The sequence below is a fragment of the Bradyrhizobium sp. SPXBL-02 genome (assembly GCF_051853065.1).
Classification (GTDB): Bacteria; Pseudomonadota; Alphaproteobacteria; order Rhizobiales; family Xanthobacteraceae; genus Bradyrhizobium.
Genome location: NZ_CP182474.1, coordinates 5,879,625 through 5,904,719 on the forward strand (window position 1 = coordinate 5,879,625; position 25,095 = coordinate 5,904,719).

The 25,095-nt window shown below is 64.4% G+C and carries 25 protein-coding genes and 1 pseudogene; 9 read left to right on the forward strand and 17 right to left on the reverse strand.

All coding sequences use genetic code 11. The annotated features are described in order from the left end of the window. Nucleotides 1-67: 67 nt before the first annotated feature. Entirely contained in the window at nucleotides 68-961 is an 894-nt protein-coding gene (locus ACNJYD_RS27415; protein WP_439363865.1) for a LysR family transcriptional regulator, read from the forward strand. 27 nt (nucleotides 962-988) lie between these two features. On the opposite strand, the pseudogene ACNJYD_RS27420 reads toward ACNJYD_RS27415, so the two are convergent. Continuing rightward, nucleotides 989-1,905 (reverse strand): annotated as a pseudogene (locus tag ACNJYD_RS27420) (intradiol ring-cleavage dioxygenase). Nucleotides 1,906-2,065: 160 nt separating this feature from the next. Here ACNJYD_RS27420 and ACNJYD_RS27425 point away from each other — a divergent pair. Next, a complete protein-coding gene (locus ACNJYD_RS27425; RefSeq protein WP_439363866.1) occupies nucleotides 2,066-3,340 on the forward strand; it encodes a serine hydrolase domain-containing protein in 1,275 nt (424 codons plus the stop codon). Nucleotides 3,341-3,394: 54 nt separating this feature from the next. Here the strand turns inward: ACNJYD_RS27425 and ACNJYD_RS27430 are convergent, their stop codons facing one another. The 3 genes from ACNJYD_RS27430 to ACNJYD_RS27440 all read right to left on the reverse strand — a co-directional run bounded on the left by ACNJYD_RS27430 (nucleotide 3,395) and on the right by ACNJYD_RS27440 (nucleotide 6,307). Further along, nucleotides 3,395-4,714 (reverse strand): TRAP transporter large permease, encoded by a 1,320-nt coding sequence (locus ACNJYD_RS27430; protein WP_212254779.1) that lies wholly within the window; start codon nucleotides 4,712-4,714, stop codon nucleotides 3,395-3,397. Beyond that, on the reverse strand, nucleotides 4,711-5,226 hold the full coding sequence (locus ACNJYD_RS27435; protein WP_212254778.1) for a TRAP transporter small permease: 516 nt from the start codon (nucleotides 5,224-5,226) through the stop codon (nucleotides 4,711-4,713). The genes ACNJYD_RS27430 and ACNJYD_RS27435 overlap by 4 nt, the downstream gene beginning before the upstream one ends. Before the next feature lie 82 nt (nucleotides 5,227-5,308). After that, nucleotides 5,309-6,307 (reverse strand): TRAP transporter substrate-binding protein, encoded by a 999-nt coding sequence (locus tag ACNJYD_RS27440; RefSeq protein WP_212254777.1) that lies wholly within the window; start codon nucleotides 6,305-6,307, stop codon nucleotides 5,309-5,311. Nucleotides 6,308-6,387: 80 nt separating this feature from the next. Here ACNJYD_RS27440 and ACNJYD_RS27445 point away from each other — a divergent pair, with 80 nt between their 5' ends. Further along, nucleotides 6,388-6,567 carry a hypothetical protein gene (locus ACNJYD_RS27445; protein WP_172783948.1) on the forward strand — a complete coding sequence of 60 codons (180 nt, stop codon included), beginning with the start codon at nucleotides 6,388-6,390 and terminating at the stop codon, nucleotides 6,565-6,567. Nucleotides 6,568-6,655: 88 nt separating this feature from the next. On the opposite strand, the gene ACNJYD_RS27450 is transcribed toward ACNJYD_RS27445, so the two are convergent. Further along, nucleotides 6,656-6,889, reverse strand: a complete 234-nt coding sequence (locus ACNJYD_RS27450; protein ID WP_172783947.1) for a hypothetical protein — start codon at nucleotides 6,887-6,889, stop codon at nucleotides 6,656-6,658. 137 nt (nucleotides 6,890-7,026) lie between these two features. Here ACNJYD_RS27450 and ACNJYD_RS27455 point away from each other — a divergent pair, with 137 nt between their 5' ends. Continuing rightward, the gene (locus tag ACNJYD_RS27455) at nucleotides 7,027-7,371 is read left to right on the forward strand and encodes a DUF1236 domain-containing protein (RefSeq protein WP_212254776.1); all 345 of its coding nucleotides are present in this window, start codon (nucleotides 7,027-7,029) and stop codon (nucleotides 7,369-7,371) included. A gap of 105 nt (nucleotides 7,372-7,476) precedes the next feature. Here the strand turns inward: ACNJYD_RS27455 and ACNJYD_RS27460 are convergent, their stop codons facing one another. The 4 genes from ACNJYD_RS27460 to ACNJYD_RS27475 all read right to left on the reverse strand — a co-directional run bounded on the left by ACNJYD_RS27460 (nucleotide 7,477) and on the right by ACNJYD_RS27475 (nucleotide 10,891). Beyond that, complete coding sequence (locus ACNJYD_RS27460; RefSeq protein ID WP_212254775.1) at nucleotides 7,477-9,021, reverse strand: peroxidase family protein; 1,545 nt, start codon at nucleotides 9,019-9,021, stop codon at nucleotides 7,477-7,479. A 251-nt stretch (nucleotides 9,022-9,272) separates the two neighbouring features. Further along, on the reverse strand, nucleotides 9,273-9,545 hold the full coding sequence (locus ACNJYD_RS27465) for a hypothetical protein (protein WP_439363867.1): 273 nt from the start codon (nucleotides 9,543-9,545) through the stop codon (nucleotides 9,273-9,275). Nucleotides 9,546-9,688: 143 nt separating this feature from the next. Next, a complete protein-coding gene (locus ACNJYD_RS27470) occupies nucleotides 9,689-10,420 on the reverse strand; it encodes a cytochrome c biogenesis CcdA family protein (RefSeq protein WP_212254774.1) in 732 nt (243 codons plus the stop codon). 204 nt (nucleotides 10,421-10,624) lie between these two features. Beyond that, nucleotides 10,625-10,891 carry a hypothetical protein gene (locus tag ACNJYD_RS27475; RefSeq protein WP_025034806.1) on the reverse strand — a complete coding sequence of 89 codons (267 nt, stop codon included), beginning with the start codon at nucleotides 10,889-10,891 and terminating at the stop codon, nucleotides 10,625-10,627. A gap of 484 nt (nucleotides 10,892-11,375) precedes the next feature. On the opposite strand from ACNJYD_RS27475, the gene ACNJYD_RS27480 reads away from it, so the two are divergent. From ACNJYD_RS27480 to ACNJYD_RS27495, 4 genes are all read left to right on the forward strand, one after another. Next, nucleotides 11,376-12,425, forward strand: coding sequence for a LysR family transcriptional regulator (locus ACNJYD_RS27480; protein ID WP_172783942.1), 1,050 nt, complete (start codon nucleotides 11,376-11,378; stop codon nucleotides 12,423-12,425). Nucleotides 12,426-12,454: 29 nt separating this feature from the next. Beyond that, on the forward strand, nucleotides 12,455-12,826 hold the full coding sequence (locus tag ACNJYD_RS27485) for a helix-turn-helix domain-containing protein (protein ID WP_020608151.1): 372 nt from the start codon (nucleotides 12,455-12,457) through the stop codon (nucleotides 12,824-12,826). Between the two features lie 317 nt (nucleotides 12,827-13,143). Next, a complete protein-coding gene (locus tag ACNJYD_RS27490; protein WP_439363868.1) occupies nucleotides 13,144-13,965 on the forward strand; it encodes an enoyl-CoA hydratase in 822 nt (273 codons plus the stop codon). Nucleotides 13,966-14,070: 105 nt separating this feature from the next. After that, a complete protein-coding gene (locus ACNJYD_RS27495; RefSeq protein ID WP_172783940.1) occupies nucleotides 14,071-14,352 on the forward strand; it encodes a hypothetical protein in 282 nt (93 codons plus the stop codon). A gap of 41 nt (nucleotides 14,353-14,393) precedes the next feature. On the opposite strand, the gene ACNJYD_RS27500 is transcribed toward ACNJYD_RS27495, so the two are convergent. The 8 genes from ACNJYD_RS27500 to ACNJYD_RS27535 all read right to left on the reverse strand — a co-directional run bounded on the left by ACNJYD_RS27500 (nucleotide 14,394) and on the right by ACNJYD_RS27535 (nucleotide 23,384). Then, complete coding sequence (locus tag ACNJYD_RS27500) at nucleotides 14,394-15,473, reverse strand: isocitrate/isopropylmalate dehydrogenase family protein (protein ID WP_439363869.1); 1,080 nt, start codon at nucleotides 15,471-15,473, stop codon at nucleotides 14,394-14,396. A gap of 131 nt (nucleotides 15,474-15,604) precedes the next feature. Continuing rightward, on the reverse strand, nucleotides 15,605-16,687 hold the full coding sequence (locus ACNJYD_RS27505) for an alcohol dehydrogenase (protein WP_439363870.1): 1,083 nt from the start codon (nucleotides 16,685-16,687) through the stop codon (nucleotides 15,605-15,607). A 59-nt stretch (nucleotides 16,688-16,746) separates the two neighbouring features. Beyond that, nucleotides 16,747-17,703: an ABC transporter ATP-binding protein gene (locus tag ACNJYD_RS27510; protein WP_439367519.1), complete on the reverse strand. Its 957-nt coding sequence runs from the start codon at nucleotides 17,701-17,703 to the stop codon at nucleotides 16,747-16,749. Between the two features lie 11 nt (nucleotides 17,704-17,714). After that, nucleotides 17,715-18,707, reverse strand: coding sequence for an ABC transporter ATP-binding protein (locus tag ACNJYD_RS27515; RefSeq protein ID WP_439363871.1), 993 nt, complete (start codon nucleotides 18,705-18,707; stop codon nucleotides 17,715-17,717). Then, entirely contained in the window at nucleotides 18,704-19,576 is an 873-nt protein-coding gene (locus tag ACNJYD_RS27520) for an ABC transporter permease (protein WP_439363872.1), read from the reverse strand. The genes ACNJYD_RS27515 and ACNJYD_RS27520 overlap by 4 nt, the downstream gene beginning before the upstream one ends. Then, nucleotides 19,563-20,513 carry an ABC transporter permease gene (locus tag ACNJYD_RS27525; RefSeq protein ID WP_172783934.1) on the reverse strand — a complete coding sequence of 317 codons (951 nt, stop codon included), beginning with the start codon at nucleotides 20,511-20,513 and terminating at the stop codon, nucleotides 19,563-19,565. Before ACNJYD_RS27525 ends, ACNJYD_RS27520 begins: the two co-directional genes overlap by 14 nt. A 7-nt stretch (nucleotides 20,514-20,520) precedes the next feature. After that, a complete protein-coding gene (locus tag ACNJYD_RS27530; RefSeq protein WP_439363873.1) occupies nucleotides 20,521-22,056 on the reverse strand; it encodes an ABC transporter substrate-binding protein in 1,536 nt (511 codons plus the stop codon). Nucleotides 22,057-22,187: 131 nt separating this feature from the next. Continuing rightward, the gene (locus tag ACNJYD_RS27535) at nucleotides 22,188-23,384 is read right to left on the reverse strand and encodes a CaiB/BaiF CoA transferase family protein (RefSeq protein ID WP_439363874.1); all 1,197 of its coding nucleotides are present in this window, start codon (nucleotides 23,382-23,384) and stop codon (nucleotides 22,188-22,190) included. Nucleotides 23,385-23,577: 193 nt separating this feature from the next. On the opposite strand from ACNJYD_RS27535, the gene glgA reads away from it, so the two are divergent. After that, the gene (gene glgA, locus ACNJYD_RS27540; RefSeq protein WP_212254765.1) at nucleotides 23,578-24,993 is read left to right on the forward strand and encodes a glycogen synthase GlgA; all 1,416 of its coding nucleotides are present in this window, start codon (nucleotides 23,578-23,580) and stop codon (nucleotides 24,991-24,993) included. The last annotated feature ends 102 nt before the right edge of the window (nucleotides 24,994-25,095 follow it).

The window sequence follows — 25,095 nt, forward strand, 5'->3', positions numbered from 1 at the left end:
AAACTAGTGATCCACAATCTGACTGATAGACGGTATATTTGGACAGACCGTCTCACTGGTGGAACACATGGATCTCCTAGCCCTCGCCGATTTCAATCTGGTCGCCCGGCATGGCGGGTTCGGACGCGCCGCGCGTGCTGCGGGTCGTCCGAAGGCTACCTTGTCCCGCCGGGTCGCGGAGCTCGAGGCGGCGCTCAACCTGCGCCTGTTCGAACGCGGCGCGCGCACCTTGAAACTCACCCAGGAAGGACGCGCGCTTTACGAGCGGACCGGGACGTTGCTGACCGAGCTCGACGAGACCGCCGCAGCGATCGCTTCCGGAGGCGACAGGCCGCGCGGCAAGTTGCGCATCAGCGCACCCTTGCTGTTCTCTCAGATCGCCATGGGGAAGCTGGCCGCCGCCTTCGCCCTGAAATATCCGGAGGTCCGCCTGGAAATAACGACGGAAGACCGGGCCGTCGATATGGTCGAGGAAGGCTATGACCTCGTCATTCGGGTCGGTCCCGACCCGGATGAGAGCCTCGTCGGTCGCATCTTCCTGCGCGACCGGCTGGTGGTCGTGGCGAACCCCCACCTGAAACGACCAAAGGACAAGCTCGCAGTACCCGCCGTCGTCCGCGGGACGGGTGACCGGAGTGCCGCCTGGAACGTGACGGGGGCGACTGGTCGATTGCGTTTTGCAGTCGATCCAGTGCTCAGCCTGGCATCCCTGATCATGGTCCGTGACGCGGTCAGAGCCGGCGTCGGTGCTGGATGCCTTCCCCTGTCCCTCGTCAGTCCCGATCTATCCGTTGGCACGTTGAGCCATTGGGGTGACATCGACGCTCCCGAGATCCAGCTGTGGGCGCTCTACCCGTCGCGGCGATTGCTGAGCGCACGTGTTTCCGCCTTCCTCGACTTCCTGAAGGAAGCCTTTCCGAAGGGCACGCCCGAGGAGCTTGCCGCCTATCTCGAAAGATAGTCGCTGCGCGCGCCGATTTCCTGATCCTCACGCCGGCTCCGCCGTCTTCACCCCCAGCGGTGTCGGCGCCACGCCGCCGCCGGGCTTGAGGTGGAATTCGTAAGTCATCAGGTGCCACCGCCCGTTCGCCTTGGTGCCGTCGGGCATTGTGGGATCGTTGCGTGCTCGACCTTGGCGACGAGATCGTCCTTCACGCCGAACACCCCGTCGGAATCGAGATATTTGTCGCCGTCCATGAAGACGTGGGTGATCAGCGGCTCATAGCCCTTGGCATTGACCAGGAAGTGCACATGCGCCGGGCGCATCGGGTGGCGGCCCGTCTGCACGATCATCTCGCCGACGGGACCATCGGTCGGAATCGGATAGCTACACGGCAGGATGGTGCGGAAGAAGAAGCGGCCGTCGCTGTCGGTGATGAAACGCGCCCGCGCCGAGGCGCCGACCTCGTCATAGTTCGGCTTCTGGGAGTCGTAGAAGCCGTCGTCATCGGCGTGCCAGACGTCGACGGGAACGCCGGCGAGCGGCTTGCCCTTGAGATCGGTGACACGGCTCTGCACGAACATCCGCTCGCCCGTCTGGTTGTTCGGCGAGATGTCGGTGCCGTGCGCAGTCACCTTGTGCTCGCCGACATAGAACGGACCAAGCACCGTAGTCTGAGTGGCACCGTCGCGATCCCTGTGATTGACGGCGTCGACCAACATGGAGACGCCGAGCACGTCGGACAAGAGGATGAATTCCTGGCGGGTGTCGGTGCATTTCTGCCCGGTGCGGGTCAGGAAATCGATGGCGTATTCCCATTCCTCGAAGGTGAGACCGGTCTTGCTCACGTAATCGTGCAGCGACTTCACCAATTCCTGCAGCAGGAATTTCGCACGCGTATCGGGCGTCTGATCGAAGCTTTTGACGACGGCTTCGGTGAGGTCGGTCTCATTGAATTGCGTCATGGTGCGTTTGCCCTCGCGTTTTTATCGTTGGCCCGGGCGGGCTCCTTGCGTTCCGAGGCCGAGTCTACACCACGCGGCCCGGCCTCGTTAAGCGCAACCGACTTGGAATGCGGCCGCCATTTCGGTATCAACTTTCCGACAAAACGCCCCGGAGGAACTGATGCTCGCCCCCACCCCTGCCTCGCCCGAATCCGTCGGCATGTCCAAGGCTGCGCTCGACCGCGTCGATGCGCATCTCAAGCGCCGGTACATCGATGCCGGACGCTTCCCGGGCACGCATCTTCTGGTCTACCGCCGCGGCAAGGTCGCGCACAGCTCGGTGCAGGGCTTTGCCGACGTCGAGCGCAAGGTGGCGGTGAAGGACGATACGATCTACCGCATCTATTCCATGACCAAGCCGCTCACCAGCGTCGCCTTCATGATGCTGGTCGAGGAAGGGCTCGTCGCGATCGACGAGCCCGTCGCCAAATACATTCCGGAGTGGAAGGATCTCGGCGTGTTCGTCGCCGGCACCTATCCGGCGTTCCTGACCCGGCCGCCCTCCCGGCCGATGCTGATCGTCGACCTCTTGCGCCATACGTCTGGACTGACCTACGGCTTCCAGCAACGCTCCAACGTCGATGCCGCCTATCGCACCGAGAAGATCGGCGAGGTCGAGAAATCAGGCACGCTGCAGAGCATGATCGAGGGCCTGGCAAAGATCCCGCTGGAGTTCTCGCCGGGCGAGTCCTGGAACTATTCCGTAGCAACCGACGTGATCGGCTATCTCATCGGCAAGATCTCGGGCATGCCGTTCGAGCAGTTCCTCAAGTCACGCATCCTCGATCCGCTCGGCATGACCGACACCGACTTCCACGTGCCCGCCTCGAAGGCGCATCGCTTCGCGGCCTGCTATTCGGCGGACCCGGGCGGCGGCACGGCCTTCCATGCCGGCCAGCGCCGCGAGGGGCTGACACTTCAGGACGATCCGACAACGAGCTCGTTCCTGTCGCCGCCCTCGTTCATCTCCGGCGGCGGCGGCCTGTGCTCGACGGTCGCCGACTATCTCACCTTCTGCCGCGCGCTGCTCAATGGCGGCGAGCTCGGCGGCGTCAGGCTGATCGGGCCGAAGACGCTGGCGCTGATGACGACCAACCACATTCCGGGTGGGCGTGCGCTGCCGGAGGTCTCGCGCTCGCTGTTCTCGGAAGCGACCTATAACGGCATCGGCTTCGGTCTCGGCTTCGCCGTCACCATGCGCCCGGCCGAGACGCTGATCGCCGGCAGCCCCGGCGAATACAATTGGGGCGGCGCCGCCACGACCTCGTTCTGGATCGATCCCGCCGAGGAGCTGATCACGATCTTGATGACCCAGGTGCTGCCGTCGAGTGCTTACCCGCTCCGCCGCGAGCTGCGCAGCATGGTCTACGCCGCAATCACCGAGAGCAACCTGTAACCAATCGCGGCCGATCCCCGCGGCCGCCGGCCGCGGGATCGCATGATCACGCGCTCATTTGAGCATCTCCGGCACGATCAGGCGCGGCAGGAACAGCGACACGCTGGGCCAGACGATGAGCGCCGCCAGCACGAGCAGCATCGGGATCAGCATGATCATCGTGTCCTTCAGGGCATAGCGCAGCCGCACGCCGGCGATCGAGCAGGCGATCATCAGACAGAGGCCATAGGGCGGCGTCACCAGTCCGAAGGCCAGCGACACGATGGAGATGATCGCGAACTGGACCGGATGGAGATCGACGGACTTGGCGAGCGGCTCCAGCACGGTGCCGACGATGATGATCGCCGGGATGGCGTCGAGGAAGCAGCCCACCACCAGAAAGCAGAAGGCGATGAAGAAGCCCGCCGTGACCGTGCCCATGCCCCAGGTCGAGACGTTGGCCAACAGTTCCTGCGGGATCTTGTAATAGGCCAGCAACCAGCCGAACGCGCTCGCGGTGCCCACGCAGAACAGCGCCACGCCGGCAAGGCGGCCGGTGTCGAGCAAGGCCTTGTACAATTCGCGCAAGCCTGTCTCGCGATAGAAGAATGCGGAGAGCGCTACGGAATAGAGCACCGCGACGCAGGCGGACTCGGTCGCGGTGAACCAGCCGAGCAGAATGCCGCCGACGATGATGAACGGCGTCATCAGCGCCGGTATCGACCGCCAGATGGCGCATCGCATCTCGACCCAGGTCGACTTCGGATATGTCGGATAGCCGCGGCGCACCGCGTAGACGTGCACAGTCGCCATCTGCGCGCCCGCGATCAAAAGGCCCGGCACGATGCCGGCCAGATACATCGCCGCGATCGAGGTCGAGATCAGCCCGCCCCAGACGATCATCAGGATCGACGGCGGGATGATGACGGCAAGCACCGCCGACACCGCCGTGATGGCGATGGAGAACGAAAGGTCGTAGCCCTCCTTGCTCTGCGCATCGATGAAGATCTTGGACTGGCTCGCCGCATCCGCGGTGGACGAGCCCGAGATGCCCGCAAAGAACACCGACAGCACGACGTTGATCTGCGCCAGCGATCCCGGCCAATGCCCGACCATCGAGCGCGACAGCTCCACCAGGCGGTCGGTGATGCCGCCGATGCTCATCAGGTTCGCCGTCAGGAGGAAGAACGGCACCGCGAGCAGGATGAACGAATTGTAGGCGTTGAAGGTTTCCTGCGCGAGCATCATCAGCGACAGGCGCGGCTCGATCAGAAGGATCGGCACACAGGCCAGGCCGAGCGCGAAGGCGACCGGCACGCGCACGATGAGCAGGCCGATGAAGACCCCGAACAGCACCATCGCGGCCTGTCCGGCAGAAAGTACAGTGCCGCTCATTTCTGTGCCCCGACCAGAATGCGCATTTCATCAATGATCTGTTCGCCCGCAAACACGATCCACGTCACGCCGGCCACCGGCCAGGCGACGTGGATCAGCCAGAGCGGCAAATCGGCCAGCTCCGACGTTCTGTTCCAGGCGAAGCGTGTGAATTCGATTCCGGCCAACACGAACACGAGGGCCAGCGCCAGCACGCCGAGCCGCGCGATGATCCGCACCGCGGCCTCCGAGCGCCGCGACAGATCGGGCCATACGTCGACCTCGAAATGCTGCGCCTCGCGGATGCCCACCATGGCGCCAATCATGATCGTCCAGACGAACAGGAAGCGCGCCATCTCCTCCGTCCAGATGTAGGAGGGAATGAACGGCGTGTAGCGCGAGACGATTTGCAAGGTGACCGGAATGACCAGGATGCCGACGCAGGCGGCCAGCAGGAATTCCAGCAATTTCGCATAGGCCGCGGTGACGCGACGCCACAGCGACGGCGTGGACGGGAGGTGCATTTCGGACATTGGAGCTCCGTACGGCGCTCATCCGCCACGTCCGGGCAGGAAGCGGGGCCTGCCCGGAATGCTGTCGGCGGACGGGGCGGCCTCAGACGACGTTGATCTTCTCGAAAATGCCTTCCGCGCCGATCTCCTTGGCGTAGGTGGCCATCACGGGGTCGGCGAGCTTCTTCATGGCATCGCGCTCCTCGAACGGAACGCGCTTGAGCTTGCCGGCCTTCTCCAGCGTGTCGAGCTTGACGACCTCTTCGCTGGACTCGAGCTGGCGGCCGTAATCGCCGGCCTCCTTGCCCGCCTTCATGATCGCGTCCTGCAGATCCTTGGGCAGGGTCTTGAGCGTCTTCACCGAGAAGCAGATCGGCCGGATCGACACGGCGTGCTGTGTCAGGTTGAGATGCGGGGCCACTTCGTAGAACTTCATCGCCTCGACGCCGGCCGCCTCGTTCTCGCCGGCCGATATGACCCCGTTCTGGATCGCGTTGTAGATCTCGTTATAGGCGATCACGGTCGGGCTCATGCCGACGGCCGCGAAGGTCTTCGACCAGATCGGCGCGCCCTGCACACGGACCTTGAGGCCTTTGAGATCGGCGAGGTTCTTGAGCGGCTTGTTGGCGAAGATGTTGCGGATGCCGCCGCCGGCATAGCCGATCAGAACGACTTCGGCCTTGGCCGCGACCTCATCGGCGATCGGCGCCAGGATGTTGGCTTCGACCACCTTGTTCATGTGCTCGATGCCCTTGAACACGAAGGGCGCATCGATGAACGGGGCCGCCTTGGCGAAGGTCGACATGTGGGCCGGCGAGACGATGCCGTAGTCGACCGCCTTGCCCTGCGACATGTATTCGAAATACTGCTTCTCGAGGCCGAGCGAGGAGTTCCTGTGCAAGGTGAAGTTGACGGGCTTGCCGTAGTATTTCTTCACCAGCTCCTCGAACCGCAGCAGGGCCCGGTTGAAGGCATGATCGTCATTGAACTGCACGGCACCGTTCAGCGTGATCGGAGCTTGCGCCCTCAGGATCGACGGCATGCCAATGGCAGCTGCCGCAGTGGTTGCGCCGATCCCAGCGAGAAATGACCTTCGCTTCATCGTCTCCCCTCCCTTTGATGCTCCAGCCCTGTCGCCGGGCCGTGAGCGCAGCCGTTATGCGGCTTGTGAGAGGCAAGCGTATGAAAAACCTCGACGGGACGGAAGTGATTTCGCGTGCGTTGCCGGCCCTCATCGTCGCGGCGCTGCTCCGGCACGACCTGCTGCACTGCAACGGGCGCTCCGGCCGGCGCGCTCAGGAGGCAGCCGTGCGGACCTGTGCGCTGCACGCAAGAGGACCGCGCGGCTCCTCGAAGCCCTAATGCAAATGACCGATCAGATAGATGCCGCCGCCGATCACGATGATCGCCGGCACGGCCCACAGAATCAACACTGGCATCACGCTCCTCCTTAGTTGGACGTGCAGACCTTGACCGTCTTCATGCCGCTTTCAGCCTCAGTGCGCGTCTTGTAGATCGTGCCCGAGGGACTGACGACGGTCATGGACGTGTCCGTCGGCTTCTTGTCGACGATGGTGCACTTCTTGGTCTTGACGTCCTGGACGACGTAAAACTCGTCGGCCGCGAACGCCGGCAGGGACAACGCAGCAACCATCAGCGCTGCGGACGCTATTCTCAACTTCATGTTCTCCTCCTCCAGATTGCAGGGCTCGTTGCCTGCTGATCCCAACGGGAAAAACTGGCAATTTGTTCCTAATCGCCGGGAACGCCACCCGCGATGAGATGTTGGTGCGGCGCTATTCACCTCAGAGGAGAACCAGGATGAAGAAGCTGTTCCTGCTGTCCGCCGCGGCAGCGTTGATCTCGACCGGCGCTTTTGCGCAATCCACCGTGGTGACCACGACGGGAACCGGCCATGCGGCCGCGGTTCAGATCGAGCCGCAATACAGGACCAAGATCAAATCCTACGTCACCGAACATCGCATCCGCCCGGTCACGACGAAGGAGAAGATCATCGTCGGCGCGACGGTGCCGAGCGACGTCGAGCTCGAGGCGGTTCCGTCCGATTGGGGCCCGTCGCTGACGAAGTATCGCTACGTCTATTCGGGAGAGCGCGTGATGCTGGTCGATCCCGGCTCACGCACCGTCGTGCAGGAAATCGACTGATCAGGACGGAGAGCGGCCGTCTCGGCGGCCGCCTCCCTCCCCGAGTTGATCGCATGACGTCGATCTGTCCGGAAAACCGCGTCGCGCGGTTTTCCGGATCATGGTCTAGACCGTCGAGATGCCGTCGATCGGGCTGATGTCCCCGACGAAACGCAGCAGATCGGCCATCGTGAACTCGCCCGGCACCTGCGAGGGCAGCGTCGGCTTCCAGTTCTTGCCCTTGAGCCAGAGATACGACTGGTGGTCGCCATGGACGAGGCCGACGAAGACCTCGGCGAGCAGGGTCGCGCCGACCGGCCCGAGCCTTTCGCCGCCGCCCCGCTGCTCCGCCTCCTTGAGGATGTAGTACCAGAGCGGGGTGTGCTCGTGCAGGCCGTGCTTCTTCGCCACCGCGCCGTCGGTCCCCTTGGAGATTTCGGCCGGCGTCAGCGGGTTCTTGATCTTCATGGCCTTGGCGACGTCCTGCCCGGAGGGCAGGCCCAACAGCACGCCGCGCTTGAGATTGCGGAACGGCAGGCTGCCGCCGTCGCCGGGCAAGGTGTGGAGTTGCGGCACGACGAACGGATCGATCTTGCGCGACGGATTGAGCGTCACGCCGGCAGGATTGTTCGGCAGCACCTGATAGAAGCGCCGCCAGTCGATGATCCAGTTGCTCGAAAGCACCGGAAGCGGGAGCGGCGGCTGAATCGGGTTTGGCGCCAGATCGCCGATGATGCCGCCCGACAGCCCAGTGAACCTGAACAGCAGATCCAGGGTTGCCGGAGTGAGGCCGCCGGGCGTGAAGATCCGGTTGTGGCTATAGACCTGGCGCACCATGCTGTGGCCGAGACGGTAGACGGCGGCTGAAAATTCGACGGGCATGTAGGGTGTCTTCTTGAAGCGGTAGAAACGCCGCCCCTGCTCGAGAATCTTCGCGACGATCCCCTTCTCGGTGATCCGCTCCACGAAATCGTGCAGGACCATCCATTGGTAGTGCCAGGTCACGATCCGGCGCGCTTCCTCGAAGATCTCGCCCGCCGGCTTGCCGGACGCTGCGAGCTGATCGCAGACCTTGTTGTGAAACTTCAGCATCGCAAGATGGGTTTGCGCGACGAGCAGGTTCTCGTCGTTGCGGTGATCGCCGATCAGGGCAAACCCCTCGGGATTGCGCGGCAGGTCGTTGCGATGATCGCCCGTGATGGCATCGACGTTGACGGTCTTGCCAATCAGCAGCTTGGGCCCCGGTGTCTTGCCGTTGTCGGTCGCCGAATTGCGCGCGTACAGATGACGGCTTCCGTCGGGACCGAGACCATAGATGCTGTCGAGATCGAGCGCGGGCGTGCGAAAATTCGTGACCGCGGTCGGATCGGCTTCCTTCTCGCCGAAGGAGGTCAGATCGAGCGTGATATCATGATCGACGAATTGCCCGAGATAAGTGAAACCCGCTGGGACATTGGGATTGTTTCCGGCGGCGTCGCCGGGGGCGGGATCCTTCATCGCGTCGGCGAGCTCATGCAGCGGACCGTCGTCGACAGCCAGCGGCTCCAGGGTCGGAAACATCCGGCCAAACATGCCCGGATCGTCGTGTCCGGAAAGCGTATCCAGAAATTGTCGCGTCGGTTGACGTCCGGCCTTGCCATGACCGGGATGAACATTCACGTCGGTTCCCATCGCTTGCTCCTGCTCAAAATGCTGTAGGGGAGAGGGGCGCCGAAGATGTCGTGATCTAAAATTCTCGTTTCAGTATACGTTCAGAAGAATTGCCCCTCAGGGTGTAGTACGACGAAACATTACCACAGATTGCATTCTATGGATGTGTCCTACCGCGAGGCTTTTTGCCCCACCGACGACACAGGCTTTTGATCGCCCGCAGCTCGAGCAGGAAAGACTAAGGCGCGATCGACCGCCGGCCCAATCGGGCTTCAGCGTTTGGCAGCGAACCGCGACCAGATCTCAGCGTCGGTGTAGAAGTCGACGCCGCCATCGAGATCTCTCACCAGCCATTCGCCGAGATAGACGATCTGAGTGCCGCTGCGCCGCTCGTGCCGAAGCTCGAATTTTCCGTCGGCATCCTTCTGCAGCGAGCAATTCGACTGAACCCAGTTCGGCCACTCCTGCAACGGCTGCCCCAAAAATTGCCAAGCAACCAAAGCCGCGTTGTCCGGCAAGGGTTCTAAGCGCAATGTCTTGGTCACGTGATCTCCACCATGCGAGTTTGTCCCGATGCAAACGTCTCGGGACCGGAAAGGTTTGGAATCGTCGTTCCCTGACAGCATGCCTGACGGGTTCCAACGGTTCCTCTACTTTTTCGTCCGTGAAAACCCGGTCCCCTCGCGCCCTAACCGATCGTCTGCAGCGCCGGAAACGTCTCCAGCAGCCAGATGCTCACGTTCGAGACCGCGCCGGTGAGAAAACCGATGCCGGTGATCACCATCAAGGCGCCCATGGCGCGCTCGACATTGACGAGGTGGCCCTTCATGCGCGCGAACAGCGCGGAGAACTGCTCGATCATCAGCGCGGCGATCAGGAACGGAATGCCGAGGCCTGCGGAATAGACCGCGAGCAGGCCGGCGCCCCTCGTCACCGTGGCTTCCGCCGCGGCGATCGAGAGGATCGCGGCGAGGATCGGGCCTATGCAAGGCGTCCAGCCGAATGCGAAGGCAAGACCCATGATATAGGCGCCCCACAGGCCGACCGGTTTGGGGATCGGCAGCCGCCCCTCGCGCATCAGAAGGCCAATGCGCGTCAGGCCGAGGAAGTGCAGGCCCATGATGATGATGACGATACCGGCGAGGATCGACAGCTCCGCCGACCAGGCCCGGATCAGCCCCCCGATCAGCGAAGCGCTGGCGCCGAGCGCCACGAAGATGGTGGAGAAGCCGAGCACGAACAGGAGCGCCGACATCATGATCGCGCGCTTGGAGGCCGCGGCCGGCTCGTCGCTCTCGACATGCTCGATCGTGGCGCCCGTGAGGTAGATCAGATAGGGCGGAACCAGAGGCAGGACGCAAGGCGAGAGGAAGCTGACGAGGCCGGCAATCAGCGCCGCCGGGATCGAAACATTTTGCATGATGCAGTCGGAGCCATCTCAGGCCCCGGTACGGCGCAGGGAACGCGCCCGGCCCGGAGCCGAACCGGCTCTGGTGTAGCCGATGCCGGAGAATGCGCAACAGAGGCGCACAAAACCAAGGCTCCTCCCGATGCCCTCCGTGATCACAGATGCGGCATCGGGACGCGCACAAACCTCGCCAAAAAGCGGGATTCGGCGGCGCGGCTACTTCACCACGCGGAGCAGCGGACGCCGGGGCTGGTCCTGCGTCTGCTTGGAAGGGGGCGGCGGCTCGCTCGCAGCGCTCCGCAGCATTTCGTCGCACAGCGCCTTGAGATCGGCACTGTCAATTCCTTTCAGTTTCATCCTGACGTCGAGGATGACGATGGACAGCATCTCGGCCGACTCACGGCTGTTGCACGCATTGAGAACCCTGCGGCACTCCTCGAGCGTTTCCAGCACCGACTGCAACTGTTCGTCTGAATGCGACACCGGCGTTCTTTCCGTTAATTCGGCCTGCGAGACGTATCGCTCACGCCCCTTCGGCCCCCCATGGAAAACAAAAGATAGCACGAGGCGACTGCGCCTTCGAACCGGATTTCAGTGTGTTTCTGCTGTGGAACCGAATTTCCGGCCGCCATCGCCATGCGGCACCATCGGCGATCGCCCGAAATGCTTTGGGAGCAAACGCCTGATGCGGTGTGTCGATCCATCAGCGGCGACAGCATGGACTTGCGCGCAAGATCATTCATTGCGGACAGCGCCGGCAATCCCGCAGCCATTTTGCGGCTCGCAACGGAACTCACGCCATACCCCTCAGTCGAGCCGATAGTCTCGCCCGAATTTCCAGCTCATGGCAGCATCCAAATACCGCCCTCAGGTAGTAAGGATGACGTTCAAAACTCGTCGTTCCCCAACCCGTCGTGGTTGTGGTTTGCTCCAGATTCTGCCAGTTTAGCTTTCCAAAGGAAATTGTATGCACTCCTTGGCGGAAAGGGGCGTTCCGCTGGCGGAACGCCCAAAGACAAATGTCAGCGGCCTCTCGGATTGGGACACCGCCCGCATATTTTTGGAAGTCGTGCGAAGCGGAAGCTTTCGCTCGGCGGCCGAGCGCCTGTCGCTGTCGATCAACGCCGTGCGGCGCCGGATCGACGATTTCGAACGCCAGACCGGCACCACGTTATTCACCCGCGACGTCCACGGCACCCATCTGACCGATGAGGGCGCGCTGGTGGTGTCCGCCGTCGAGCGCATGGAGGCGGCCACCTTCGACGTGCTGCGCGCCAGCGATTCGATGGCCAACGCCCTGTCCGGCGAGGTCCGCGTCGCCGTCACCGAGGGGCTCGGCACATTCTGGCTGGCCCCGCGCCTCGTCGAATTCCAGCAGGCCTATCCGAAGATCCTGGTCGACCTGCATTGCGCGATGCGCTCGGCCGACGTCTCGCGCCACGAGGCCGACGTCGCCATCCATCTGTCCCGTCCCTCGGCGCTCGACATCAAGCTGGTGCGGCTCGGCCGCATGCATCTGATGTTCTGGGCCTCCGAGAAATACATCGAGAAGCATGGCGCGCCGCGCTCGGCGGCGGAATTGATCAAGCATCGTCTGGTGCTGCAATTCGCCGACCAGCTCGCCGCCAAGGAATCTTTCGAGAGCTTCTTCCCGGGCGTGTCCGAACGTGACCTTCTGGTCATGAAGACCAACGTCTCGAGCGCCAATTATTGGGCGGTCGCGAATGGCGCCGGCATCGGCGTCTTCCCGAGCTACGCCATTGCGCTTGGCGGGAAGTTGATTCCACTGGAGGTCGAGCTGAACCGGCCGCTGGATATCTGGCTGTCCTACCATCCCGGTAGCGGCCGTATTCCGCGCGTGAGGCACATGATTGACTGGCTGATCGAGGCTTTCAATCCGGCTCGTTTCCCGTGGTTTAAGGAAGAGTTCGTGCACCCGCACGAATTCAAGCACTCGTATATGGGCGAACCCCTGACCCAGCTCTTCGGGGGATTTTCAACCGAAGAACAAAGGTGAAAACAGAGATGAAAGCAGCGGCGAAAAGAATGAAGCAGCGCAGCGCGGGCAAGCCGGACATCGAGCTTGGCAAGCGGATTCGTCTGCGGCGCGTCGAGATGAAGATCTCGCAGGCCGAGCTCGGCGAGAAGCTCGGCGTCAGCTTCCAGCAGGTGCAGAAATACGAGAAGGGCGTCAATCGCGTCGGTGCGGCCCGGCTTCAGCAGATCGCCTCCGCCCTCGATGTGCCCGTGACCTTCTTCTACGACGGTGACAACAAGGCCCGCGAAGTCGAGAGCCTGCTCTTCCTCGACTCGGCCTTCAGCCTCCGCCTGCTGCGCGCCTACAGCAAGATCAAGGATCAGACGGTGCAGCGTCAGCTCGTCTCGCTGATGGAATCGATCGCGGCGAACGAGAGCTGAGGCCGATCGACGGTCCGGCCTTCACGGCCGACGTTCAATCCGCCGCGTCACGGGGACGCGGCCGGATTGTACGAGATCGGCTGGATCCGATCTGAACTTGACTTGGCCCGCGCGCGATTCGCGCGTGGCCTTGATTTTCGGAGCGGCCTGACCGCCCCTTTTTCCTGGCAGTCTTCCTTCGGGGTCTCGGCCCCGTCGAGCGTCGTGCGCCATGCAATCGCAGCACGGCCGGATGCAGGCTCTGCTCTCCAGCGCCGGTTGACCGCGGCGGCGCCTGCGCCGCACATTGCGCCTCGCCACCGAGCAGCGAGCGCGCGATGCCAGACACTTTCAGCATGACCGAAAAACCCTACGCCGACGGCAAGATCCTCACGCGCACGGCCGACGGCGTCGGCGTGATCACTTTCAACAATCCCGACAAGCGCAACGCGATGTCGCTGGAGATGTGGGAGGGATTTGGCGAGGCGCTGACCGCCTTGCGCGACGACGACAAGGTGCGCGTCGTGATCCTGCGCGGCGCCGGCGGCAAGGCGTTCGTCTCGGGCGCCGACATCAGCCAGTTCGAGAAGGTCAGGCACAACGCGGCGGCGTCCGAGCAATACGCCAGGCGCAGCGCCGCCCAGCGCGCCCTCCTCGCCGACTATCCCAAGCCGACCATCGCCTGCATCGACGGTTATTGCCTCGGCGGCGGCATGCAGGTCGCGATGCTCGCCGACATCCGCCTCGCCTCGCAGGACAGCCAGTTCGGCATTCCCGCGGCCCGGCTTGGCATCGCCTATGGCTATGACGGCTTGAAGCATCTGGTGTCGCTGGTCGGCCCGTCCTGGGCGCGGCTCCTGATGTACACGGGCATGCGCATCGATGCCGCCGAGGCGCTGCGCATCGGCCTCGTCGAGCGCGTGTTCCCGCAAGGCGAGCTCTGGGGCGAGACCATGGCGATTGCCGAGACGATCGCGCAGAATGCTCCGCTCGCGATCAAGGCCGCCAAGATCACCATTGCGCAGGTCTTGAAAGACGAGAGCGCACGCGACATGGACGCGATCAAGGCGATCGGCAATGCCTGCATGGACTCGGATGATTTCCGGGAAGGCCGCCAGGCCTTCATGGCAAAGCGCAAGCCGCAGTTTCAGGGCCGCTGAAGCTGAACCGACATTCAGGAAGATTAAATTCCGCGCGCGGCCCAGTCGCCATAGCAACCAGTTGATCTCCCGCAAGTTCTCCCGCCACCAACGAGGGAGATTGCGATGAAACTCAGAATTGCTGTTCTTGCGCTGGCTGCGGTGGGTGGTGTGTCGCTCGCGTCGGGACCGGCGCTTGCGGCAATGCCGAACGGCATCCCGCAGGCCGACAAGATCGCAAGCGGTCCGGCTGCGAATATCGATCAGGTCCGCATGGTCTGCAACGCTTGGGGCCGCTGCTGGTGGCGACCGAACTATTACGGTGCCTATGGCTATTACGGTCCACGCCGTTTCTACGGGCCACGGCCATATGGCTATTACGGCCACCGCCACTGGCGTCGCTGGTAAATGACGTAGGGCCCCGAGGACCGCTTTCGCGCGCGCTTCGACTACAGCGCCGCAAGCACCGCCTTCGTGATGTCAGCCGTGCCGTTGCTGCCGCCGAATTCCATCGGCTTGATGCCGCCGGCATAGACCTGGTCCACCGCACGCTCGATCGTCTCGCCGGCCTCCGCGGCGCTCTCGACGCCGTGCTTGTCGGCGAGCCAATCCAGCATCATCGCGGCGGACAGGATCATGCCGGTGGGATTGGCCTTGCCCTGCCCCATGATATCGGGCGCCGTGCCGTGGCACGGCTGGAACACCGCGTACTTGTCGCCGATGTCGGCCGACGGCGCCATGCCGAGGCCGCCGATCAGGCTCGCGGTGATGTCGGAGACGATGTCGCCGAACATGTTCTCCATCACCATCACGTCGAAATCCCAGGGACGCTTGACCAGCATCGCCGAGCAGGCGTCGACATAGAGCCGGTCGGTCTTCACATCAGAATGCTTCTTCTCGATCTCGTCGAAGATGCCGCGGAAGAATGCAAAGGCCTTGAACACGTTCGCCTTGTCGACACAGGTGAGTGCGCCCGGCTTGCCGCGCGCCTTGCGCCGCTCGGCGAGGCGGAACGAGAACTCGAACAGGCGCTCGGACGTCCGCCGCGTGATCACCATGGTCTCGCGCGCATCCTCGTGGGTGACGACGCCCTTGCCCATCGAGGCGAACAGTCCTTCGGTGGACTCCCGGATCACGACGAGATCGATGCCGCGCTGGTCCGCGCCGACGATCGGGCTCGGCACGCCCGGAATGAGCCGCGCCGGACGCACGCCGGCGTAGAGATCGAAGATGAAACGCAGCTCGATCTGCGGCGCGATCTCGGTATTGTCGGGGTAGCGCACCGATGGCAGGCCGCAGGCGCCCAGCAGGATCGCGTCCGCCTCCTCGCAGAGCTTGATGGTGCTATCCGGCATCGACTTGCCGGCCGCGAGATAGTGGTTGGCGCCGGCCGGAGCCTCGGTGAAGCGGAAGCCGAGGCCGGATTTTTCGCCGACCTTGCGCAGCACCTCGAGCGCCGGCGCCATGACCTCCGGACCAATGCCGTCACCGGCGAGCACGGCAATGTGGAAGGCGTTGTTTGCGGACATGGAAGCCTCGAGGAAGGAGTTAGCCAAGTCGTCATTGCGAGCGAAGCGAAGCAATCCAGAATCTTTCCGCGGAGGCAGCCTGGATTGCTTCATCGCTTCGCTCCTCGCAATGACGACGGAGAGAGCGTTCGTTACGGCGTCAGCACCGTACGCCCGACCACCGCGCCCTGCTGCAATTGCAGCAGCGCGTCGTTGGCCTTGGCGAGCGGTTGCTGCGTCACCGGGATCGGCGGCACCTTCTTCGACCGCACGAGGTCGAGCAGCTCCTGCGTTTCGCGCAGGTTTCCGACATAGCTGCCCTGGATCGTCACTGCCTTGATCGGAATCAGCGGCAGCGCCCAGGTCGCACCGCCGCCGAACAGGCCGACGATGACGAGCTTGCCGCCTTTGGTCAGGCAATCGAAGCCGAGCTGCGTCGTAGCAGAGTTGCCGACGAGGTCGATCACGGCGCGGATCGGCCCGCCGGCCTTCTTGGCAAGCTGCTCCAGTGCATCCGGCGCCTTGGGATCGACGGTCGCGAGCGCGCAGGCCTTCTCCGCGGCCTCGCGCTTCCTGGCGTCGATATCGACCATGATCGCGCCCTTGCCGCCCATCGCTTTCAGCAGCGACAGCGCCATCAGGCCGAGACCGCCGGCGCCGAACATCACGATCGGCGTGTCGAAATGCTGCTCGACCTTCTTCAGCGCGCTGTAGGTGGTGACGCCGGAGCAGGCATAGGGCGCGGTCGTCGCGGGATCGAGGCCCTTCAGATTGAGCAGGTAGCGCGGATGCGGCACCAGCATGTGATCGGAATAGCCGCCGTCGCAATAGACCCCGAGCGAGCGCGGCGTCAGGCACATGTTCTCGTCACCGGCGAGGCACGTGGCACATTTGCCGCAGCCGATCCAGGGATAGACCAGGCCGACATCGCCGACCTTCAGGTCGCCCTGGTCGGTCGGCTTCACGTCCGGGCCGAAGGCGAGGACCTCGCCGACGGTCTCGTGGCCCATGGTCAGCGGCAGGTTGATGCCGCGGTCCTTCAACGAGAGCGGCTTGCGGCCATGGCCGAGATCGTAGCCGCCTTCCCAGATGTGAAGGTCGCTGTGGCAGACACCGGCGGCCTTCACCTTGATCAGCACCTGCGTGCCCGCGGGCTGCGGCGTAGCCTCGTCGAACTCCTGCAGCGGCGCCTTGAAATCGGCAACCTTGAACTCTTCATCGGCGTCCTCCCGCATGCTTCTTGTTGTCGCGCCACCATGCCACGGTCGGCGGGGCGAGACAAACCGGTCTTAGTTCAAGCCAGCGGATGGTGGCAAGCCGCGAACTGGCCGGGAGCGACCTCGCGCAACTCCGGTATCTCCGCGCTGCATCGCTGATCGGCCCGCGGGCAGCGGGTGCGGAAGCGGCAGCCGGATGGCGGCGCAATCGGCGATGGCGGCTCGCCGGCCGCCACACTTTCGGCGGGACGCACGTCTGGATCGGGCGCCGGGATCGCCCGCAACAGCAGCGCGGTGTAGGGATGCGCAGGCCGCGCGAACAATTGCTCGGAAGGGCCGACCTCGCAGAGCCGGCCGAGATACATCACCGCGACGCGATCGCTGACCGCTTTGACCACCGCGAGGTCATGGGCGATGAACAGCAGCGTCAGGCCGAAGCGCGCCTTCATCTCCTCCAGCAGGTTGAGGATCTGCGCGCAAATGGAGACGTCGAGCGCCGAGACCGGTTCGTCGCAGACGATGAATTCGGGGTTGAGCACCAGCGACCGCGCGATACAGATGCGCTGGCACTGGCCGCCGGAGAATTCGTGCGGCAGGCGGTTGGCCACGAGATCGGGGTCGAGCCCGACCGCAGAGAGCACCTCGTGAACGCGCCGTTTGCGTTCGGCGGCATCCTTGACGCCAGCGATGATCAGCGGCTCGGCGACGATGTCGCCGATGCGCCGGCGCGGGTTGAGCGAGGCGATCGGGTCCTGAAAGATCAGCTGCACGCGGCGGCGCATCCTGCGCAGCGCCTCGCCCTCCATCGCGGTGAGGTCCGCGCCGTCAAACATCACGCGGCCGGACTTGGCGCGGCGCAGTTGCAGCACGGCGCGGCCGAGCGTCGACTTGCCGCAGCCGGATTCGCCGACCAGTCCGAGCGTCTCGCCGCGCGCAACCTGGAGGCTGACACCGGAGACGGCATGAACAATCTTGTTGCCGAGGCCATATTCGACGACGAGATTGTCGACGCTCAGAAGCGGCGCGGGGCGCACAGCAAGCTGCATCATGCCTCGATCCCCTCCGTCATCCGGATCGGGTGGAAGCAGGCATAGACATGCCCCGGCATCTCGGCACTCGTCAGGACCGGTTTGGCCTCATGACAGCGCGCGGTGGCATAATTGCAGCGCGGCGCGAAGGAGCAGCCCTTCAGCGGCCGCGTCGGATCGGGTGGACGGCCCGAGATCGCCGGCAGCGGCGTATGCGGCGCGGTCTCGAGCTTCGGGATCGCAGCCAGCAGCGCCTCGGTGTAGGGCATGTGCATGCGCTTGAACAAGGCCTGCGTCGGCGCGCGCTCCACCACCCTGCCGGCATACATCACCGCGACCTCGTCGGCGCGGCCGGCGACGACGCCGAGATCGTGGGTGATAATGATCATCGCCATGTGGCGGCGGCGCTGCTCGCGCGCGAGCAGATCGAGGATCTGCGCCTGGATGGTGACGTCGAGCGCGGTGGTCGGCTCGTCCGCGATCAGGAGCTTCGGTTCGCAGGACAGTGCGATCGCAATCGCGATGCGCTGGCGCATGCCGCCGGAGCATTGATGCGGATATTGCGCGAGCCGCTGCTCCGGCGCGGGAATGCCGACGGCGGCGAGCAGCTCGATGCTGCGCGCCTTCGCGGCGGGGGCGTCGAGCTCGAGGTGCTCCTGGATCGTCTCCATCAGCTGCGTGCCGATGGTGAGCACCGGGTTGAGCGAGGTCATGGGGTCCTGGAACACGACCGCGAGATCGCGTCCGCGCAAGCGCCGCAGGCTTTCAGGCTCGAGCCGCACCAGATCCTGTCCGTCGAACATCACCCGGCCCGTCAGCTTCGCCTTCTTCGGCAGCAGCTGCAGCACGGCGCGCGAGAGCATGGTCTTGCCGCAGCCGGATTCACCGACGATCCCGAGCGTGCGGCCGGCCTCCAGCGAAAGGTCGACATGATCGACGGCGCGCAGGTTTCCGCGCGGGGTCGGGAGCTCGACCGCGACATCCTCGATGGTCAAGAGCGGCGCGCTCACAGTGCCCCCTGACGTGGGTCGGTGAGGGCCCGCAAGGTGTCGCCGACGAGGTTGAAGGCCAGCACGGTGAGAAACAGTCCGGCCGCCGGCATGAAGGCGAGGCGCGGCGCGACGTCGAGGCTGTCGCGTCCCTCCCCGATCATGCTGCCCCAGCTCGCCATCGGCGGCGGCACGCCGAGGCCGAGAAAGGACAGCGCGCCCTCGACCACGATGGTGACGGCGACGCCGAGCAGGAAGAAGGCGAGCAGCGGCAGGATGACGTTCGGCAGCAGCTCGCGCAGGAGGATGCGCGCATGGCTGGCGCCGAGCGCCTCGGCCGCGATCACGAACTCGCGCCGCGCCAGCGTCAGCGTCGCCGCGCGCGCCACGCGCATGAAGGCGGGAATGCCGAGCACGCCAAGGACCATTGTGAGGTTAGGGACCGACTGCCCGAGATAGGCGACCACCGCGAGCGCGAAGATCAGCGGCGGAAAGGCGAGCAGGACGTCCATGCTGCCGACCACCAGCGTCTCGAACCGGCCACGGAAATAACCGGCCAGCAGGCCGAGCGCGCCGCCGACGACGAGGCCGATCATGGGCGCGATCAGCCCGACTGCCAGAGAGACACGCGCGCCAAAGATCAGCCGGGCGAGCTCGTCGCGGCCGAGCCCGTCGGTGCCGAGCCAATGCTCCCAGGAGAAGGCGGCGCGCCGTTCCAGCATGTCCATGTCGACGGGGTTCTGCAGCGGCAGCACCGGCGCCAGGATCGCGAGCGAAAGGATGATCGCAAGCCAGGCGCTTGCGATCCAGAACAACAGGCCGAGCTTGCGCTTGCGGCCGACCGGCGCAACCGCCTCCTCGTCCTGGATCGACAGCTCAAGCGTGGCCATGGCGGATCCTCGGATCGAGCACGGCGTAGAGCATGTCGACGATGAAATTGACGATGACGAAGCCGCAGGCGACCAGCAGCACCACGCCCTGGAGGATGACGAGGTCGCGGGTGTAGATCGCCCCGACCAGCAGCCGGCCGATGCCGGGCAGCGCGAAGATCGATTCCACGATCAGCGTGCCGCCGAGCAGGCGGCCGATATTGATGCCGGTCACCGTCACCAGGGTCAGCGACGAAGGCTTGAGCGCATGCACGAACAGGATGCGCGATGGCTTGAGGCCCTTTGCTTTGGCCAGCGCAATGTAATCCTCCTGCAAGGTCGCGATCATGTCGGAGCGCAGCACGCGCATGATGCCCGGCCATTCCGCCAGCGCCAATGTCAGCGCCGGCAGCACGAAGAAGCGCAAATTGGCCAGCGGTGCCTCGGTGAACGGCACATAGCCGGTCGCCGGCAGCCAGCGCAGCTCGACCGCGAAAAGATAGATCAGCAGGATCGCGGTCAGGAACGACGGCATCGACAGCATCGCGAACGCGCTGCCGGTCATGAAGCGGTCGAACGCGCCGCCGGCGCGCGCGGCACAGGCGATCGCAACGGGAACGCCGATCAGGAGCCCGATGAACTCGGCCATCAGCATCAGCTGCAGCGAAACCGGAATGCGCTCGGCCACCGCCTGCAGCACCGTCTGCCCGGTGCGGAACGAGCGGCCGAGATCGCCCTGCAACACATGGCCAAGCCAGCTCAGGTAGCGCCACCACAACGGCTGGTCGAGCCCCATGTCACGGCGCAGCGCCGCGACATTTTCCGGCGTTGCCTGGTCGCCGAGGATGACGAGCGCGAGATCGCCCGGCAAGAGCGAGGCGATCAGGAAGGTGAGCAGCGAGACCGCGAGCAGCACCGGCAGCATCGCAAGGAGCCGCCGAACGACGAAGTTCAGCATCGCGAGGTCATTCCAGCCAGGTGGTCGAGACGTCGATCACCCCGTTGTAGATCTTGGGAAAGCCCTTCAGCCTGGCGCTCGACAGCGCGTAGTAAGTATTCTGGAAGGTCCAGAACCAGATCGCCTCCTTGTTGATCAGGCGGCTGATGGCGCAGTAATCTTCGGTGCGCTGGGTGATGTCGGCGGTGACGCGTGCGTGGTCCAGAAGCCTGTCGAGCTCGGGATCGGAGAAGCCGGCGAGCGCCAGCGGGCTGCCGCTGCGGAAATTCGCGTACATCTGCGGATCGGGATCGGCGAGATCGACGATGCGCCAAGGCGTCAGCTGAAACTGGCGGGTGAAGGCGCGCGTCGGAATCGTGGCCTGATCGACCTGCTCGATCTCCATGTTGGCGCCGGCGCGTTTCCAGAACTGCTGCAGCACCTGGCCGATCATGCGGCCGCGGGGCGTTGCGGTCACCAGCATCTTGAACTCGACCGGCTTGCCGTACTCCTTGATCAGCGCCTTGGCCTTCTCGACGTCGAACGGCAGCGCACCGTCGTCCTTGCACTTGACCCAGGAGCCGTCGCCGTAGGGATTGCTCGCAGGCCGACTGAGGCCATTGCTGATCGCCTGCGACATCTTCGGACGGTCGATCGCCATCACCAGCGCCTGCCGCACCCGCACGTCGTCGAACGGCGCCACCTTGGTGTTGAAGGCGTAGACCTGCGCGCCCGAGCCCTTGTAGGTGTGCACCGTGAGCTTGGAGTCCTTCTGCGCCTTCATGATGTTGTCGGCGTCGTTCTCGTCGTCCCAGATGATGTCGGCCTCGCCCGATTGCAGCGAGGCGAAGCGCGACTGCGCATCCGGCAGCGGCTTCAGGATGATGCGGTCGAGATAGGGACGGCCCTTGTCCCAGTAGTTGGGGTTCTTCTCCAGCACCATGCGGTCGCCGGCGGTCCAGGATTTCAGGATGTAGGGACCGGTGCCGACGGGATTGCGGTTGTAATCATCGCCCTTGGTCTTCCAGGCCGTCGGCGAATGAATGACGTTGTTCGAGCTCTGGATGGTGATCACTGCCGGCCAATTCACCGAAGGATCGGTCAGATTGAAGATCACCGTATGTTCGTCCGGCGCCAGCACCTCCTTGACGTTGGTGATGTAGAAGGCGCAGCGGCACTTGTTGGCGGGGTCCTTCTGCCGGTCGAAATTCTCCTTGAAGGCCTGCGCATTGAATGGCGTGCCGTCGTGGAATTTCACGCCTTCGCGGAGCTTGAAGGTCCAGCTCTTGTAATCGTCGGAATGGGTCCAGGACAGCGCGAGCTTCGGCGCCGCCTCGCCCTTGTCATTCAGCGTTGTGAGCGTGTCGAAGATCGCGGCGGCGGCGGTGAAGGTCGAGGTGTCATAGACGCCGACCTTGAGCGGATCGAAGCCTGCGATCTCCAGCTCCTGACCGACGGTGATGCTGCCGCCCGATTTCTGCGCCTGCACCGGCGTTGCCAGTGCAAATACCGCAACGAGGAAAATAGGCACGCGCTTGCGTGCCACGGCCGCCGCGTTCGTCATGGTTCCTCCCGGGATCCCGCGTCCGATGTTTCGGATCGTTGAATGACTCGGACGCGAGCTTGGCGACAAATGCTCGCCTCGGCAAGAGGAACCAACGAGAGTTCAAACGCCGCATGTGGCGGCGATGCGACTCAGGATGTCGCGGCTGTTTTGCCTGGCGGAATTGATACGCCGCTCGCAAGGCCGATCTCCTCGCGCAACGCGCTTGTGTGCTCGCCGAGCACGGACACGGTCTTGGCCGGCGTCGTGTCAGCCGCGGACATCCGAAACGGCAGGTTGAGCACCTGGAACGAGCCGCCCTCGTCCCGCACCTCCGAGAGCGCCCGGCGATGTGCAAGCTGCGGATCGGCCAAGGCCTCGGACACGCTGCGATAGGCCGAGGCCGGCACGCCGGCAGCACCAAGAACGCGCAGGCATGCATCGGTCGAAAGCTGCCGCGACCAGACTTCGACGCCATCCATCAGCTCGGCCCAGTTCTCGCGGCGCGCGGCATAGGTGGCGAAGCGTGGATCGGAGACCCAGTCGGGGCGGCCGATCACCCCCATCAGGGCCTGGAATGTCTTCTCGCTGGCGATCGTGATCATGACGTAGCCGCTTGCCGTCTCGGTCGGTCCGAACATCGAGCGTGGCGGCGGCGCCACCGTGAATTGCGAGCTCTGCAACTCGGTCAGCGTCAGCGACAGCATCGTTTCCAGCATGGAGACGTCGATGTGCTGGCCAACACCGGTCACGGTGCGCTGATAGAGCGCGGACGCGATCGCGCCGAAACCGTAGGTCCCGGTGACGACGTCGGCGTGGTAGATGCCGCAATAGTCCGGACGGTTGCGACCCGGCTGGTAGGCGAGATGCGCCATGTCGTAGCCTGAGGCCGCGTGGATCACCGGGGCGTAGGCCGGCAGTTCGGCCGAAGGGCCGGTCTGGCCGTAGCCGGAGATCGAGCAGTAGATCAGCCTCGGGTTGACCTGACGCAGGCTGTCGTAGTCGAGCCGAAGGCGACGCATCACGCCGGGACGGAAGTTCTCGACCAGAATGTCCGATGTCGCGGCCAACCGGCGCACCGCCTCCTTGCCATCCTCGGACTTGAGGTCGAGGACCACGCTCTTCTTGCCGACATTGAGCTGGCCGAACGCGGTGCTGCAGCCGTTGCGCAAGGGAGGCCGGGTCCGCATCGTCTCCCCGCCGTCGGTCTCGATCTTGATGATCTCGGCGCCCATGTCGGCGAGCATCCGCGTGCAATGGGGCCCCGCGATCGTGGTCGAAAAATCCAGCACCCGCAGGCCTGCGAAGGCCTTTGTCGTCGTCCCCTCATGCTTATCTGCTAGCTGCATGCCTGCCTGCGTCCTCGGAACTCTTTGGAACCGTCGAAGTTCTTTGTTGTTGATGCGGCGACCCTAGAGGGCGGCGGCTGAGTAGGAAAGTGTTTACCGAACAGACGTGCCGCGTGGGCGGGCTTTGGAATTCCAGCACAACTGGACCCGTTCTTGCATAGCAGCAAGCGGGGTCTGAAGAGGGCGGCTGTTCTTGAGGGTCTTGTTCGTCACCACAGAGATGGACGACTTCGTCCGCGTTGGCGGACTGGGAGCCGTTTCCGCCGCCCTCCCCCGCGCACTTCGCTCCTTCGCCGATATCCGGATCATGCTGCCCGGCTATCGCGACATCATCGAGCAACTCACGCATATTCAGGTCGTTGGCCGTTGTCCTGCATTCGCGGAGATGCCGGCCTGCTCGCTCGGCCGTGCCGCGACCAAGGACGGCCTGCCGGTCTATGTGCTGTTGTGCTCGCAGCTCTACGACCGGCCCGGCAACCCCTATGGCGATGAATTCGGGCGCGACTGGCCCGACAACGACATCCGCTTCGCGCGCTTCGCCTCGGCGGCGGCTGAGCTCGCCATGGGCAAGCTGGACAAGAATTGGGCAGCAGACCTGATCCATGCCAATGACTGGCAGGCCTCGCTCGTGCCGGCTTACCTTGCCTGGCGCGGCGCCAAGCTGCCGTCGATCCTGACCATTCATAACCTCGCCTATCAGGGTCTCTTCCCTAAGGACTCGCTGCGGCGGATCGGCGCACCGGAGAGCTCCTTCCACATCGACGGCGTCGAGTTCTACGATCAGGTCTCCTTTCTCAAGGCAGGCCTCGTCTACGCTTCGCACCTCACCACGGTCAGCGGGACCTATGCGCGGGAGATCACCACGGCCGAGTTCGGCTGTGGCCTGGAGGGCCTGCTCCGCCTGCGTTCGGACGCCGCCGAGCTCACCGGCATCCTCAACGGTATCGACGAGAGCTGGGACCCACGCTCCTGCGCCCAGCTCGCCCAGCAATTCGGCGCCGGCGACTGGGTCGGCAAGAAGGCAAACGCGGACTACGTCCGCAAGCAGTTCGGGCTGGCGGTCTCGCGCGGGCCGATGTTCGGCATCGTCGCGCGACTCGTGCATCAGAAGGGCATCGACCTCGTTCTGTCGGCGGCGGACGAGATCGTCGACGCCGGCGGGCAGATCGTGGTCACCGGCTCCGGCGAGCCGGCGCTCGAGCAGGCCCTGATCGACGCGCACCGCCGTCGCCCCGACGCAATCGGGGTCGCGATCGGCTTCAACGACGCCCAGGCGCGACGCATCTTCGCCGGCAGCGACTTCACCTTGATGCCGTCGCGGTTCGAGCCGTGCGGGCTCAGCCAAATGTACGCCCAGCGCTTCGGCTCGCTGCCGATCGGTCACCAGACCGGCGGCCTCGCCGAGACCATCAGCGACGGCGAGACCGGATTCCTGTTCTCGAGGCCCTCGCGCGAGTCCTTCCTCGGCGGCGTGCGGCGCGCCTTCTCGGCCTTCATGGCCCACGACCAGCTCGATACGATGCGCCGTAGCGCCATGGGACGCTCGTTCTCCTGGAGCATCTCGGCCGGCAGCTACAGCGCGCTGTACCGCAAGCTGGCGTCGGTGTGACGCTGAGGCGTTTCCGCATACTCCGTCATTGCGAGGAGCGAAGCGACGAAGCAATCCAGAATCCCTCGGCGGTGACAGTCTGGATTGCTTCGCTGCGCTCGC